General features: G+C 53.6%; 10 protein-coding genes. 7 read left to right on the forward strand and 3 right to left on the reverse strand.

Annotated elements, in window-relative coordinates; translation table 11 throughout:
* The first annotated feature begins 44 nt into the window (after positions 1–44).
* The 6 genes from KNP78_RS12535 to KNP78_RS12560 all read left to right on the forward strand — a co-directional run bounded on the left by KNP78_RS12535 (position 45) and on the right by KNP78_RS12560 (position 9,726).
* Positions 45–917 carry an ABC transporter ATP-binding protein gene (locus tag KNP78_RS12535; RefSeq protein ID WP_034777447.1) on the forward strand — a complete coding sequence of 291 codons (873 nt, stop codon included), beginning with the start codon at positions 45–47 and terminating at the stop codon, positions 915–917.
* Entirely contained in the window at positions 918–1,715 is a 798-nt protein-coding gene (locus KNP78_RS12540; protein WP_034777448.1) for an ABC transporter permease subunit, read from the forward strand.
* A gap of 66 nt (positions 1,716–1,781) precedes the next feature.
* Positions 1,782–2,594: an aldo/keto reductase gene (locus KNP78_RS12545; RefSeq protein WP_034777450.1), complete on the forward strand. Its 813-nt coding sequence runs from the start codon at positions 1,782–1,784 to the stop codon at positions 2,592–2,594.
* Between the two features lie 217 nt (positions 2,595–2,811).
* Entirely contained in the window at positions 2,812–3,561 is a 750-nt protein-coding gene (locus tag KNP78_RS12550; RefSeq protein WP_034777451.1) for a TspO/MBR family protein, read from the forward strand.
* A 277-nt stretch (positions 3,562–3,838) separates the two neighbouring features.
* Positions 3,839–8,278, forward strand: a complete 4,440-nt coding sequence (gene gltB, locus KNP78_RS12555) for a glutamate synthase large subunit (protein ID WP_214824575.1) — start codon at positions 3,839–3,841, stop codon at positions 8,276–8,278.
* Positions 8,275–9,726: a glutamate synthase subunit beta gene (locus tag KNP78_RS12560; protein WP_214824576.1), complete on the forward strand. Its 1,452-nt coding sequence runs from the start codon at positions 8,275–8,277 to the stop codon at positions 9,724–9,726. Before gltB ends, KNP78_RS12560 begins: the two co-directional genes overlap by 4 nt.
* Positions 9,727–9,875: 149 nt before the next feature.
* On the opposite strand, the gene KNP78_RS12565 is transcribed toward KNP78_RS12560, so the two are convergent.
* The 3 genes from KNP78_RS12565 to KNP78_RS12575 all read right to left on the reverse strand — a co-directional run bounded on the left by KNP78_RS12565 (position 9,876) and on the right by KNP78_RS12575 (position 12,580).
* On the reverse strand, positions 9,876–11,195 hold the full coding sequence (locus tag KNP78_RS12565) for a Na+/H+ antiporter family protein (RefSeq protein WP_214824578.1): 1,320 nt from the start codon (positions 11,193–11,195) through the stop codon (positions 9,876–9,878).
* Positions 11,196–11,343: 148 nt separating this feature from the next.
* Positions 11,344–12,054: a YebC/PmpR family DNA-binding transcriptional regulator gene (locus KNP78_RS12570; protein WP_034777456.1), complete on the reverse strand. Its 711-nt coding sequence runs from the start codon at positions 12,052–12,054 to the stop codon at positions 11,344–11,346.
* 79 nt (positions 12,055–12,133) lie between these two features.
* Positions 12,134–12,580, reverse strand: a complete 447-nt coding sequence (locus tag KNP78_RS12575; protein ID WP_034777458.1) for a MarR family winged helix-turn-helix transcriptional regulator — start codon at positions 12,578–12,580, stop codon at positions 12,134–12,136.
* Positions 12,581–12,965: 385 nt separating this feature from the next.
* Between KNP78_RS12575 and adhE the strand changes: the two genes are divergently transcribed.
* Positions 12,966–15,557 (forward strand): bifunctional acetaldehyde-CoA/alcohol dehydrogenase, encoded by a 2,592-nt coding sequence (gene adhE / locus KNP78_RS12580; protein ID WP_034777460.1) that lies wholly within the window; start codon positions 12,966–12,968, stop codon positions 15,555–15,557.
* Positions 15,558–15,590 lie beyond the last annotated feature (33 nt).

A 15,590-nucleotide genomic window follows, 5' to 3' on the forward strand; every position in this document is an offset into this window, starting at 1 on the left:
GTAATCATATATATAATAAATTTCAAAACTAAGGAGTGAGAGCGGTGATTCAAATTAAAGGACTGACGAAGCGTTTCGATGCGTCACACGGTATCTTCGATGTGTCGTTCACGGTCGAGCCGGGAACCGTGTTCGGATTTATCGGACCGAACGGGGCGGGGAAATCGACGACGATTCGTCACTTGATGGGGTTGCTCCACGCTGAATCGGGTGTCGCCACCGTCATGGGACATGATTGCTGGAACGAGAGTGAGACGGTGAAGGCGCTTGTCGGCTATTTGCCTGGCGAGATCAATTATCCACAGGACATGACTGGGGAAGATGTCATCCGACTGACTCGGAAACTTCATGTGACGAGCGCGGAGCGCGAACGGAAGTTGCGTGACGTGTTCGCCTTCGATACGTCACTCAAAGTGCGCAAGATGTCGAAAGGAATGAAACAAAAACTTGCCATCGTCACCTGCTTCATGAAAGATGTGCCGGTTTATATTCTCGATGAACCGACGAGCGGGCTCGACCCGCTCATGCAGGAACGGCTCGTCGATTGGGTCATCGCTGAGAAAACAGCGGGCAAGGCGGTCTTGATGAGTTCCCACCACTTCCCGGAGATGGAGAAGACGTGTGACCGGGCCGCACTCATCCGTGATGGTCGGATGATCATCGAAGCGGAGATGACCGAGTTAAAACGGCATAGTCAGAAGACGTATCGGATCGAATTGAAGGACGAGGCGGCAGCAATGCGGTTGAGCGAAGAAATCGGTTCGCGTAACGGTGTGGTCGTCACCGTCACTTTATCGACGGTCGAAGAGTTGAACGACTTGATTCATCGACTCGCCCGTCACGAAGTCCAATCGTTGTCGAGCGGCACGGACGAACTCGAGCATCTGTTCATGCAATATTATGGGGAGGCGAAATAAATGGTTCTCATCTCGGCACTGTTTAAACAAAATCGTAGCTGGATTCTTGGGTACTCGCTCGGGACGAGCCTCTACTTGTTCTTTTTGGCGGCGGTGTTCCCATCCATCCAAGAGACGGGGCTGATTGAAGGAAAGTTGGATTCGTTGCCACCCGAGTTGCTAGAAGTGTTTAAAATCGACCCGAACTTGGCGATGGACAACGTCATCAATCTGCTCGCGGGCAATTACTATGGGCTCATCTTTTACGTATTGGCCATCCTGTTCGCGCTCACGTTCGCCTCACGGCTCATGGCTAAACCGGTCGATTCAGGTGAGGTCATGCTTTATTTGGCCGCACCGATTTCACGTGCCGGTTACGTGACGGCTAGTATGGTGTTGCTTGTGATCGCGAGTGGTATACTCGTCGGGTTGAACGGGCTCAGTCTGATGCTCGCCAACGTCCTATTTGATTTACAGATCGACATCGGCTTACTGTGGACGCTTCAGTTGAACGCAGGACTGATTCTAGTCGTCCTCGGTGCGCTCGCCTATGTGCTCGCAAGCCTGTTCGACGACAGCACACGGTCATATATGGTCACGGGTGGGATTTTCGCGCTCTTCTTGATGGCGAACGTCTTCTCGGGATTTAGTGACCAGCTCGACTGGTTGAATACGTTATCGATTTTCTCGTTGTTTGACGCCAATGCTCAAATCCAAGGGGAATCAGCGTTTCGTTCTTTCATCTGGTTGGGGGGACTTCTCATCGTCGCCATGCTGTTGTCTTATGGACGTTTTACCCGAAAAGATTTGACGATTTAGTTTTTCGAAATAGAATGACGGGTATGATACAATCAGCTCGAACAGATTGGAAAGGGGAATGATTGTATGCAACTCGCAACGTTACGCAACGGTGTCAAAATTCCAATGATCGGCTTTGGGGTATGGCAAGTCGACAACGAGACGGAGGCGCCACAGGCTGTCGCCGAGGCACTGAAAGTCGGATATCGCCATATCGATACGGCAGCCGTTTATAAGAATGAAGAAGGCGTCGCCAAAGGGATTCAAACATCAGGCGTCGCTCGTGAAGATATCTTTTTGACGTCGAAGATTTGGAACGAAGATATCCGCCAGCGCCGGACGAAAGAAGCGTTTGACGAATCACTCGCTCGACTCGATACGGACTATTTGGATCTCTGCCTCCTCCACTGGCCAGTCGACGGGTTCGTCGAGGCATGGAAAGATTTGATTGACCTCTATGAGGCCGGTAAAATCAAGGCAATCGGGGTGTCGAACTTCAAAGAACACCATCTCGAAACGTTGAAAGAAGCGGGTCTCATGACGCCCCTCATCAATCAAATCGAGTTGCACCCGCAACTGCCGCAACCGGATCTCGTCGAGTATTGCCAAGACGAGGGAATTCAAGTCGAGGCCTGGAGCCCGCTCATGCAAGGGAAGTTCCTCGACATCCCGACTTTCGCTGAGATCGCGGAGAAACACGGCAAGACGCCGGCGCAAGTCGTGCTTCGCTGGCATTTGGACACGGGGAATGTCGCGCTTCCGAAATCCGTCACACCGCACCGCATTCAAGAGAACTTCGAAGTGTTCGACTTTGCGCTCGATGCGGACGACTTGGCGAAAATCGACGCCGTGGCGACGCATGACCGCCTCGGTCCGGACCCGGATGAGATCGACTTCTAAACAATTGATGCTATTGTCCACGAACTCAGGTGGGCGATCCCGAATGCGGTGACACTGCCGTTTCTTTGACACGACTCCGGTTTAGGCCGGGGTCGTTTTATTATGTGTCCAGCGAGTTATTCAAGAGCTAGTCCAGATGTGTATGAGCGTTGGCACATGGGTATAGAAAACTATGCTAATAAAGGAGGTGTCAGGTCTTCTTCGGAGGATCCTACTTATGGACTTATCAAAATGGCCTTTAATCAACTGGCTGGCGTTTTTAGCGACAGTCGTCATCAACTACTTCGCGAGCGGTGAAAATGCGGCCGTGTCGGACCGAATCGATATTTACTTCAAACCGGCCGGCTACGCGTTCTCGATTTGGGGCGTGATTTATATCGCGCTCGCCGTCTGGCTCGTCTTGCAACTGAAGAAAGGGTCGGTTGCGAACCGGCAGGCGAATCGGATGAAAGCGGGCTTTCTCGTCTCGTGTATCTTGAACGGCCTCTGGTTGCTCACGTTCACGAACGAGTGGTTCATCGCTTCGCTCGTCGTCATGATCGCATTTCTCGCGACGCTCGCCTGGCTCTATTACATCGCCTTCCGGACGTCGACAAGTTGGCTCGACCGGTTCCCGTTCTCGATTTATATCGGCTGGGTGTCCGTCGCGACGATCGTCAACGTGTTCGTCGTCATGAACCGAGAAAATGTCACCACGTTGCTCGGGCTCGACGAACTGGCTTGGACGTCGCTCATGCTCATGGTCGGTGTTGTCCTCGCACTCGTCTTCATGTGGTGGCATCGTGACTTCATCTATCCGCTCGTCTTCGTCTGGGCCTACGTCGCCATCTTCGCACGAATCGACAATGCGACGCTTTATGTCGTCCTCGTCAGTGCCTTGATTTTGCTCACCCTCGGTTATGTCGGCTTGATCATTTGGAAAAAACCACGGGCATTCTTGCATCACTCACGAAAAACGGTTGAATAAGGTCGAAAGCAGAAGCGGTAGCTCAATAGACTACCGCTTTTTTGCGAATTTATTTGAGTTCTTATGAACCTATATATCAATATATTTTATGGATAATTATTCTTTATGCATTATAACATGTTTTCAAAAATTGCTTGATAACGCTAATGAATCCGCTTACATCGATATAGTGGTGGACGTGAATTATGCAGAATGGTATACAAGACCCTTGATTTATCAGAATATTTAGAACAAAATAAAATTTATGAAACAAGATCGAGAGAGAGGGGTTGATTCGATGAAGCGAACAGGCTTGTACGATTCACGATTCGAAAAAGACGCATGTGGCATTGGGCTATATGTCAACCTAAACGGAGAGAAGAAACACGACATTGTCAGTAAATCATTATCGATGCTCTGTAAGCTGGAACACCGGGGCGGGCAAGGCGTCATCGATGCCGGAGACGGCGCGGGGATCATGACCGAGCTACCGCACGAACTGTTCCTCGAGACGATGAATTTGCCGACACCAGGTCGCTACGCGGTCGGGATGGTCTTTTTCCAACCTGACGAATCACGGCTGCAAGAAAAGCAACGGCAGATGGAAGCGATTGCCGATGAGTTTGACTATGCGACCATCGCCTGGCGTGAGGTCCCGGTCGATAGTTTGGCCATTGGGGAACACGCCCGGGTGACACAGCCGACGATTTATCAATGGTTCGTTTCTTGCCCATTCGCAGACTACGACTCGAACGAGCGGACACTCTACCAACTCAGACGAACGATTGAGAAGACCGAAGACTTGAATCTATACATGCCGAGTTTATCGACGAAGACGATCGTCTATAAAGGGATGCTGACGCCTGAACAGATTGAGCGATTTTATCTCGATTTGCAGGCGCCGGCCTATAAGAGCACGTTCGGTATCGTCCATTCTCGCTTCTCGACGAACACGTTCCCATCATGGGAGCGGGCCCATCCGAACCGCATGATTGTGCACAACGGAGAAATTAACACACTCCGCGGCAATATCGACGCGATGCGAGCGCGCGAAGGCGTGACATCGACCGATTTGTTCGAGGACGTGAATCAGCTGTTCCCAGTCCTTCAAGAGACGGGCAGCGATTCGTCGATGCTCGATAACGCCTTCGAGTTCTTCACACGGACCGGACGTTCCATCGCTCATACGGCGATGATGCTCATCCCTGAGCCGTTCGCAGAAGTGAAAATAGATCCGTTCAAAAAAGACTTCTACCAATATCATTCATCGATCATGGAGCCTTGGGATGGACCGACTGGTGTCGTCTTCACGGACGGCCGTCAAATCGGCGCCATCTTGGATCGGAACGGACTACGGCCGATGCGTTACATCGAGACGCTTGATGGCGAACTCATCTTGTCGTCTGAGAGCGGCGTCATTCCCGTACAAGCCGAGAACGTGAAGTCGAAACAGCGACTTCGTCCAGGCCAGCTCCTATTGATCGACTTAGAGTCGAAACGCCTCATCCCTGACGCGGAAATCAAACAGACGATCGCGCGAGCCGAGCCGTACGGTAAATGGTTGAAGCAGATGACTAAGCTTGAAGAGTCTCCGGTCGAAGAGCCGTTCGTCGCCGAACTGCACCGGAAACAGCGGGCGTTCGGTTACACGAAAGAAGATATCGAACAATATCTCGTCCCACTCATCCTTGAGAAGAAAGACCCGATTGGTTCGATGGGTCATGACCAACCGGTCGCGGTCTTGTCTGAACGGCCACGCTCATTGTTCCATTACTTCAAACAGCACTTCGCCCAAGTCACGAATCCGCCAATCGATGCATTGCGTGAGAAGATCGTCACGGCCACGTTCACGTGGCTCGGACCACTCGCGAACCCGGTCCACACCGGTCGCGGTCATGCGCGTCGCGTCTGGCTCAAACATCCGTTCCTTGATGCGGCCGCGGTCGAACAAGTGAACGAGACGCTTCGCGTCGAACGGGTCGAGACGACATACGAACACGACCTCGAGGCTGCCCTTGAGACGTTGTTCGAACGTGTCGAAGGGCTCGTCCGCGATGGGGCTGAAGTCATCATCTTGTCAGACCGAAGCATGAACGAAAACCTGCTGGCGATGCCGTCGCTCCTCGTCTTGAGCGCCGTCCACCAACATTTGATTCGCGTCAATCTTCGCGCGTCGTGCAGTCTCGTCGCTGAGAGTGGCGAAGTGCGTGAAGTGCACCAAGCGGCCGCCTTGATTGGGTACGGCGCTGACGCCGTCTATCCGTATCTCGCCTATGCGACGATTGCCGAGGCGGTCGAGGCCGGTCAACTGCCATACTCGTTCACAGAAGCCGTTCGCCGCTATCAGACGGCATCGGTCGATGGCATCGTCAAGATTATGTCGAAGATGGGGATCTCGACCGTACAAAGTTACCGTGGGGCCCAAATCTTTGAGGCGGTCGGGATTGACCGTGCCTTGATCGAACGCCATTTCCGCGGGACGACATCACAGTTGTCCGGTGTCGGTTTCACTGAACTCGAAGAAGAGTCGCGCCGCCAGCATGAAGCTGCCTACGAGCGGGAACGACCGCTCGAGGCCGGAGCCGATTTCCAGTGGCGCGCTGATGGGGAAGAGCACGCCTTTAACCCGAAGACGATTCATTTGCTCCAGCGGGCCTGCCGCGAGAACGAGCGTCGGTATTATGACGCTTACGTCAAACTCCACGAGTCGTCAGGCCAATTCTTACGTCAATTGTTCGCGTTCAAACAACAAGATGCGATTTCGATTGATGAAGTCGAGTCGGTCACTTCGATCGTCAGCCGCTTCAAGACGGGAGCAATGTCGTTCGGATCCTTGTCGAAAGAGGCGCACGAGACGCTCGCCATCGCCATGAACCAAATCGGCGGCAAGAGTAACTCAGGGGAAGGCGGGGAGGACCGGAATCGGTTCACACCTGATGAGGACGGCAGTGAACGCGTCAGTCGCATCAAGCAAGTCGCAAGTGGTCGTTTCGGTGTGACGGCCGAATATTTGTATCACGCCGATGAGATTCAAATCAAGATGGCGCAAGGTGCGAAGCCAGGTGAGGGTGGACAATTGCCAGGGAACAAAGTATATCCATGGGTCGCCGAAGTGCGCGGCTCGGTCCCAGGTGTCGGACTCATCTCGCCACCGCCGCACCACGACATCTATTCGATTGAAGATTTGGCGCAACTGATTTTCGACTTGAAGCACGTCAACCCGAACGCGAAAATCAGCGTCAAACTCGTCTCGAAGTCAGGCGTCGGGACGATCGCGGCCGGTGTCGCCAAAGCGAACGCCGACACGATTGTCATCAGTGGCTATGACGGAGGAACCGGGGCGTCACCACGGACATCAATCAAGCATACGGGACTCCCGTGGGAGCTCGGTCTGCTCGAGACGCATCAGACGCTCGCGTTGAACGGACTCCGGGGCCGCGTCACGCTCGAGACCGACGGTAAGCTCATGACCGGGCGTGATATCGTCCTCGCCGCCATCTTCGGCGCCGAAGAATACGCGTTCGCGACGGCGCCGCTCGTCGTGCTCGGTTGTATCATGATGCGGGCGTGTCACCTCGACACGTGTCCGGTCGGTGTCGCCACACAAGACCCGGCCTTGCGCGCAAAGTTCATGGGCAAACCCGAACACGTCGTCAACTTGATGACGTTCCTCGCCGAAGACGTGCGAGAGATTTTAGCCTCGCTCGGTGCGAAATCGCTCCGTGACGTCATCGGCCGGACCGACTTGTTAGAGGAAAGCGTCTGGAAACAAGAACATCCGAAAGCGAGAACACTTGATTTGGCACCGATGCTATCGATTCCGACAGCGTTGCCGGAAAAAGAAGAGCTGCCGCATCCGGCCTATCAGTCGTATGACCACCGAAAATTGATCCCGGCCGTATCACGCTCGATCAAGTCGCTCCAACCGACGTTCTTCGTCGGCCGCGTCCGCAACACGGACCGCGCCGTCGGGACGATGCTCGGGCATGAAGTGACGAAAGTGCATGGCAACGTCGGTCTCGCCGAGGATACGATTTCACTTCGCCTCAGCGGATCGGCCGGCCAAAGTTTAGGGGCGTTCCTGCCGAGCGGGATCACGATCTCGGTCATCGGTGACGCGAACGATTACGTCGGGAAAGGCTTGAGTGGTGGAAAACTCGCCGTCATCGCCGAGAAACATGCCCCGTTTGAAGAGAGCGAACAAGTCATCGCTGGGAACGTCTGTCTCTACGGCGCGACGTCTGGGATGGCGTTCTTCAACGGTCATGTCGGAGAACGATTTGCCGTCCGTAACTCGGGTGCGGTCGCTGTGACAGAAGGCGTCGGCGATCACGGCTGTGAGTACATGACTGGTGGGACGGTCGTCGTCCTCGGTACGGTCGGTCGTAACTTTGGGGCCGGGATGTCGGGCGGAGTCGCCTATCTTTACGGGGACCAGGCGTACGAACAACTTGTCAACGAAGAGCTCGTCTCGATTGATCGAGAGTTGACCGATGAAGATGCCGAACAGATTTACGCGTTGCTCGAGATGCACCAGTTCCATACGGACAGTGTGAAAGCGAGAGCCGTACTTGAGGCGTTTGAGCAAGAACGAAAATGCTTCGTCAAAGTCGTACCGCGTGTTTATGCGAACGTACTTGACGTCATGCGTCACATCGAGGCGACGCGTCCGGAATTGAGTGACGCCGACCGCGCCCTCGAACTATTCCGCGTCGTGACTGAAGGAGGGGGAGCATGAGACATAAATTTATCGATATCCCACGGGAGACATTGCCAGAACGTTCCGTCCTTGAACGGATTCATGATTACAGTGAATACGCTTCACGGATGGAAGACGGACCGATCGTCAAACAAGCCGAGCGTTGCATGGATTGCGGCACCCCGTTCTGTCACGTCGGGGACATGATCGGTCAAGAGACGATTGGTTGTCCAATCCACAACTTGATTCCCGAATGGAATAAGCTCGTCTCGGATCAAGATTGGTATCGGGCCTACGAACGATTGATGGAGACAAACAACTTCCCAGAGTTTACGGGGCGTGTCTGTCCGGCCCCGTGTGAAGGGTCGTGTACGCTCGGCATCAGCGAGGATCCGGTCGCGATCAAATCGATCGAACGGACGATCATCGACCGCGCGTTCGAGGAAGGTTGGGTCAAGCCACGCCATGTCAAGAAACGGACCGGACACCGTGTTGCCATCATCGGCAGCGGGCCGGCCGGACTCGCGGCGGCCGATCAATTGAACCAGCTCGGCCATGCGGTCACAATTTATGAAAAAGCGGATGAGGCGGGCGGCCTATTGTTCTATGGCATCCCGAACATGAAGCTGGAGAAGGACGTCGTCCGTCGTCGCGTACGGCTACTCGAGGCAGAAGGGATTCGCTTCAAGACGGGCGTCAACGTGGGAACCGATGTGACGATCGAGTCACTCCGTCACACGTACGATGCTGTCATTCTCGCGACAGGGGCTCAAAAACAACGGACGCTCGGCATCGATGGGGATGATGCCACAGGTGTCGAGCCGGCGATGGATTATTTGACGGAATCGACGCGGGTGCTCGGCGGGAAATCGCTCGACGCTCGATACGACGCGAACGGGAAAGACGTCATCGTTATCGGTGGCGGGGACACGGGAGCGGACTGCGTGGCGACGGCGATTCGTCAAGGCGCCAAGTCGGTGACGCAGTTCGGGAAACACCCGGAGAAAGGCATGTTCCGGGCGCCGGAGCGGCCATGGCCGCTTCAACCGGACACGTTGTCGACTGATTACGCTTATGCGGAAGCGATTGAACATTTCGACCACGACCCGCGCACGTATTTGATTCGTTCGAACCGGGTTATCAAAGATGGAGACCGTGTCGTCGGGATTGAGACGGAACGGATGGAGAAAATCATCAAACCCGACGGACAGGGGACGTTCTTTGTCGTCGACGGGTCGGTCGAGACGTATCCAGCCGATCTCGTCCTTGTCGCCATCGGGTTCGAACGACCGGAGCGAGAGCTCCGGAAAGTCGGCATCGAGGCGAACCATGACTACACGTCGAACGTCGAGGGTGTGTTTGTCGCAGGGGATGCGAGACGGGGACAAAGTTTGATCGTTTGGGCGATCCGGGAAGGCCGCGAAGTCGCGGATACCGTCGACGGATACTTGAACACTTGTCAACAACAGCTAAAAACTTCATCATAAAAAGGAGCGACGCGATGTCGCTCCTTTTTTACATGGATATTTAGGAGGAGTTAGCAATGATTATCGAAATCCTCATGTATACCGGGATTTGGTTCTTACTCGTGCTCGTCTTGCTCGGCACGATTTACGCGCGGCGCAATCGGAAGTGATTACAATACCATGGCGGCAATCAAACCGAAGATGATGAGCGGGATATTGTAGTGAAGGAACGTCGGCCACACCGTCTCACGCAAGTGGTCGTGTTGACCGTCGGCGTTCAAGCCACTCGTCGGGCCGAGTGTCGAGTCACTCGCTGGGCTACCGGCGTCACCGAGCGCACCGGCCGTCCCGATGATGGCGATTGTCGCCTCGACCGAGAAACCGTACTGGATGCAAAGCGGGACGAAGATGGCCGCGATGATTGGAATCGTCGAGAAACTCGAACCGATTCCTAACGTGATCACGAGTCCGACGAGGAGCATGACGAGCGCGGCGACAAATTGTGAGTCGCCCATGATGCCGCTTGCGCCACTGACGAGCGGATCGATGGCACCGGTCGCACGGATGACGGCGGCAAAACCGCTCGCTGCGATCATGACGAAGCCGATGAAAGCCATCATGCGCATCCCGCTCGTGAAGATGTCGTCTGCCTCTGACCAAGGGATGAGGCGAAGCAGCGTCAACAGGATGAGTCCTGAGACGGCCGATGCAATCATCGATTCGGTCTGAAGTTGAACGACGAGCACGACGAGGACGACGGCAGCTGTGAGCCAGATTTTGAGCGGGCTCAACGTCCGAATCTCGTAATCAGTAGGCCCGAGTTGAATCGTATCGTACGTCCGCGGCTTCCGGTAGTGGAAGAAGGCGGTGACGAGACCGACGAGCATCCCGAGGGCTGGGATGGCCATGATGCTGACAATATTGACATCACCGACGGCCATGCCGTTCGTTTCCACGTTTGGTAGCAAAATCTCATTCAAGTAAATGCCGCCGAATCCGACCGGAAGTAACATATACGGCGTGACGAGACCGAACGTGAGGATCGTCGCCACGAGCCGGCGGTCGAGCTTCAACTCGTTAAAGAGCACGAGGAGCGGCGGGATGACGATCGGGATGAACGCGATGTGAATCGGTAATGCGTTCTGCGAACTGATTGCTAGTAATAAGAGGAACGATAGCAACAACGCCTTGACGCGCGCCACGCTCTTACCGGTGACGTCGCGGCCTGACATGCCAATCAACTTTTCAGCCAGGACGTCTGGGAGCCCTGTTTTTGACAAACCGACGGCGAACGCGCCGAGTAGCGCATAACTGAGGGCGATGGTAGCCCCTCCGCCAAGACCGTCGCTGAAGGCGGTCAACGTCTCATTGAACCCGAGACCTCCGACGAGACCACCGACGACGGCGGCGAGGATGAGCGACAAGACGATGTGAACTCGACTGATCGCGAGAGCGAATAATACGATAACAGCTAATAAGACAGCATTCATCAATTCCAACACCTTTCTTTCAAAACTCTTTCTCTTGTTATCACTTTAATATGATAAAGACTTTTGAAATTTAACATACGTTTTTCGGGTTGTCAAATCGATTGTTCAAAAAAAGCGATAACTCCGAAAAGTTATCGCTCGTTCATGATCATTCAACGTTATGGTACACCTGGCGCACGTCTTCAAGATCTTCGAGGACGTCGAGCAGTTTTTCGAACTGTTCTTTCGACTCGTCGTCGAGGGCGATCTCGTTTTGTGGCAACATCGTCAACTCGGCGACTTCAAACGTCTCGATGCCTGCAGCTTTGAAAGCAGTCTGGACGGCATGGAACGCTTCTGGTTCCGCATAAACGATAATCGTCTCATCTTCTTCGATGACATCGCGAACGTCGAGGTCGTGCTCCATCATGAGTTCGAGTACGTCGTCAGCAGACATGCCGCTGACACCGATGACGGCCGTCGCGTCGAACATGTAAGCGACCGATCCGCTGACACCCATGTTGCCGCCGTTTTTGCCGAAAGCGGCGCGGACTTCAGACGCCGTCCGGTTGACGTTGTTCGTGAGCGTGTCGACGATGAGCATCGAGCCGTTCGGTCCGAACCCTTCATAGCGGAGTTCATCGAAGTTCTCTTCGTCGCCGCCTTTCGCCTTGTCGATGGCGCGGTCGATGATGGCGCGTGGGACGTTGTACGTCTTCGCCCGTTCAACGACGAACTTGAGCGCTTGGTTTGATTCTGGATCTGGTTCCCCTTGGCGGGCGGCTACGTAGATTTCACGGCCGAACTTCGCATAAATGCGACTCGTATTGGCGTCTTTTGAAGCCTTTTTCTCTTTAATGTTGTTCCATTTACGACCCATTACATGTCATCTCTCTTTCCATTGTTCGATTGATTCATCCTCGATTATATAAGAAGACGTGGATGTTGACGAGTAAAAATCATCCCTCGCTCTTATCCATCTTCTCGACGATCTCCGTCAACGTCTTCAGGCTGTCGATCAATCGATCCGTCTCTTCCTCGTCTAAAAAAGCGAGGCGGTCCTCGAACAAGCGTCGAAACGAGTCGCGACGCTCGCGAAGAACGAGCTCACCTTTGTCGGTCAACTGGTTCCAGATGACACGGCGGTCACGCTCGTCCGGCACGCGGGTGATGTAGCCCTCATCGACGAGCTTCGTGATGAGCGGCGTCACGTTCGGCGGGGCGATCGATAGCGTCTCGCTGATGTGTCCGTTCGTCACGGCGCCTTCATCCTCAATCAACATGAGGAGATGAAAGTGGGAAAAGTTCAAGTTTGGGATTTGCGGGAGGTCGGAACGGCGTAACAACTTCCTGCGGATTAATGGGATCAGTTTTACGAACTGATCGGCTGCGTCTTGTCTCGGCATAGTCATGTCACTTCCTAATTAGGTTCTTTCTTCATTATACACGACCGAGGGCGGGGTGGACGACCAATCCTTGTTGCGTGACAAATTGCACAGCACATCAGACAAACGGGCGTCACAATATATGTAAGCGTTTACATTTGTAAGACTTCATTTTTTCATGAAAACGCATACGATTTTACTGAGCGTCCTATCAAAAAGCAAGACCTATCCTCATTCTTCAAAAAAATATTGTGAAAGAGTTCACATTGTTGTCACGCACAAATTGTCGGAAACGTTGTATTCTATGAATGTGAAGGAAAGCACAAACTCTTATCAAACCACTGATCGCCCCGTGCTCTCCATCAAGTCAGCAGTATAAGCTCTCATTCATGAGGAGGAACCCAACATGGCAGTTAAAGAGAAAGCAGTAGTGGAAACATCAGCAGAACAGATGGTCGACACGCTCGTCACACGAGCACATACAGCGCTCGACACGTTAATGACGTTTGATCAAGAGAAAATCGATGCGATCGTTCAAGCGATGGCGCTAGCCGGTCTCGAACAACACGTCGCACTCGCGAAACATGCATATGAAGAAACTGGTCGCGGTGTGTTTGAAGATAAGATGATCAAAAACATCTTTGCGACAGAATATATTTATAACTCACTCCGTGGTGAGAAGACGGTCGGCGTCATCGAAGACGATGAGCAAAACGGCATCACGTACATCGCGGAACCAGTCGGTGTCGTCGCCGGGGTCACACCGGTCACGAACCCGACATCAACGACGATGTTCAAAGCAATCATCGCCATCAAAACACGTAACCCGATCATCTTCGGCTTCCACCCGTCGGCACAACAGTGTTCAAGTGAAGCGGCCCGCATCCTTCGTGACGCAGCCATCGAAGCCGGCGCACCGGAACATTTGATCCAATGGGTTGAAAAACCGTCACTCGATGCGACGAAAGCACTTATGAACCACCCAGGAGTCGCCATGGTCCTCGCAACAGGCGGTGCGGCGATGGTCAAATCAGCCTATTCGACTGGTAAACCGGCCCTCGGTGTCGGTCCTGGTAACGTTCCAGCCTACATCGACAAGACAGCAAAAGTAAAACGTGCCATCTCGGACGTCATCTTGTCGAAAACGTTCGATAACGGGATGATTTGTGCATCTGAACAAGCGATCATCGTCGACCAAGAAGTTTACGAAGAAGTGAAAGCCGAAATGACGGCGCTCGGTTGCTACTTCTGCTCACCAGAAGAGAAAGCAAAACTCGAGACACTCGTCATTAAAACAGACTCTTGTGCGGTAAACCCTGAAATCGTCGGGAAGCCTGCAGCCTGGATCGCCGAGAAAGCTGGACTTAGCGTTCCGGCCGATACGAAAATCTTGATTGCCGAACTCGAGACGGTCGGCGCGACAGAATTGCTCTCACACGAGAAACTTAGCCCAGTACTCGGAGCCTACAAAGTCCAATCGCGTGAAGAAGGTTTCGCCATCGCAGAGAAGATGCTTGAAATCGGTGGTCTCGGTCATACGGCAGCCATCCACTCGACAGACGACGACGCCATCCTCGCATTCGGACTCCGGATGAAAGCTTGCCGCATCATCGTCAACTCGCCAACGGCACACGGCGGGATCGGTGACCTCTATAACGAAATGACACCATCACTCACACTCGGTTGTGGGTCGTACGGTAAAAACTCCGTCTCTGAGAACGTGACGGCGAAACATCTACTCAACGTGAAAAAGGTGGCGAGACGTCGCGTGAATATGCAATGGTTTAAAGTCCCTGAAAAGATTTACTTTGAGAAAAACTCGGTTCAATACCTTCAATCGCTCACATCGAAAAAACGGGCGATGATTGTTACAGATGAAATGATGGTCAAACTTGGATTTGCCGATAAAGTCGTCAAAAACTTGCCGGCTGGTGTCGAGTACCGCATCTTCGACCAAGTCGAGCCAGACCCATCGGTCGAGACGGTCATGCGTGGTGCCGAAGCAATGCGTCACTTCCAACCAGACATGATTATCGCACTCGGTGGTGGATCACCGATGGATGCCGCGAAAGGCATGTGGCTCTTCTACGAACGCCCAGAAGAGAAGTTCTCGAACCTTCGCCAAAAATTCATGGATATCCGCAAGCGGACGTACAAGTTCCCGACACTCGGCAACAAGTCGATGTTCGTCGCCATCCCGACAACATCAGGTACGGGTTCTGAAGTGACACCGTTCACGGTCATCACAGATAAGAAACGCAACGTCAAATACCCGATTGCTGATTATGCAATCACACCGGACGTCGCCATCGTCGACCCTGAGTTCGTCATGACGGTCCCAGCTTCAATCACGGCTGATACAGGTATGGACGTGTTGACACACGCCATCGAAGCGTACGTTTCGGTCATGGCAAACGACTATACGGATGGACTCGCGCTTCGTTCGATGAAGATGATCTTCGATTACCTCCCGAAAGCGTATGAGAACGGCAGTGACGCCGAAGCGCGTCAGAAAGTCCACAACGCATCGACAATGGCTGGTATGGCGTTCGCGAACGCGTTCCTCGGTATCAACCACTCGATTGCACACAAAATCGGTGGCGAGTTCCATGTCCCACACGGACGGACGAACGCGATCCTCATGCCGCACGTCATCCGCTATAACGCGACACGCCCATCGAAACTCGCGGCGTTCCCGAAATATGAGTCATTCATCGCCGACGAGCGTTACGCTGAAATCGCGCGCTACCTCGGACTTCCAGCTAGCACGACGGAAGAAGGCGTCGAGTCGCTCATCCAAGCGATCATCGAGCTCGGTCAGCGCTTGAACATCAAGCTCTCGTTCAAAGCCCAAGGCATCAAGAAAGCGGACCTCGACGCGAAAGTCGACAAGATGGCAGTCGACGCGTTCGAAGACCAATGTACGACGGCCAACCCGAAAATGCCGCTCGTCGAAGAATTGAAAGAGATCATGTACGCTGCATACGAAGGCGTATAATCAACGGAAGGCGGCCACTCAAACGAGTGGCCG

The sequence above is a fragment of the Exiguobacterium sp. s28 genome (assembly GCF_018618135.1).
Classification (GTDB): Bacteria; Bacillota; Bacilli; order Exiguobacteriales; family Exiguobacteriaceae; genus Exiguobacterium; species Exiguobacterium mexicanum_A.

Coding starts and splice junctions, on each gene's coding strand:
- KNP78_RS12545 (WP_034777450.1), top strand. CDS start 1,782: ATGCAACTCGCAACGTTACGCAACGGTGTCAAAATTCCAATGATCGGC.
- KNP78_RS12540 (WP_034777448.1), top strand. CDS start 918: ATGGTTCTCATCTCGGCACTGTTTAAACAAAATCGTAGCTGGATTCTT.
- KNP78_RS12560 (WP_214824576.1), top strand. CDS start 8,275: ATGAGACATAAATTTATCGATATCCCACGGGAGACATTGCCAGAACGT.
- adhE (WP_034777460.1), top strand. CDS start 12,966: ATGGCAGTTAAAGAGAAAGCAGTAGTGGAAACATCAGCAGAACAGATG.
- KNP78_RS12570 (WP_034777456.1), bottom strand. CDS start 12,054: ATGGGTCGTAAATGGAACAACATTAAAGAGAAAAAGGCTTCAAAAGAC.
- KNP78_RS12550 (WP_034777451.1), top strand. CDS start 2,812: ATGGACTTATCAAAATGGCCTTTAATCAACTGGCTGGCGTTTTTAGCG.
- KNP78_RS12575 (WP_034777458.1), bottom strand. CDS start 12,580: ATGCCGAGACAAGACGCAGCCGATCAGTTCGTAAAACTGATCCCATTA.
- gltB (WP_214824575.1), top strand. CDS start 3,839: ATGAAGCGAACAGGCTTGTACGATTCACGATTCGAAAAAGACGCATGT.
- KNP78_RS12565 (WP_214824578.1), bottom strand. CDS start 11,195: ATGAATGCTGTCTTATTAGCTGTTATCGTATTATTCGCTCTCGCGATC.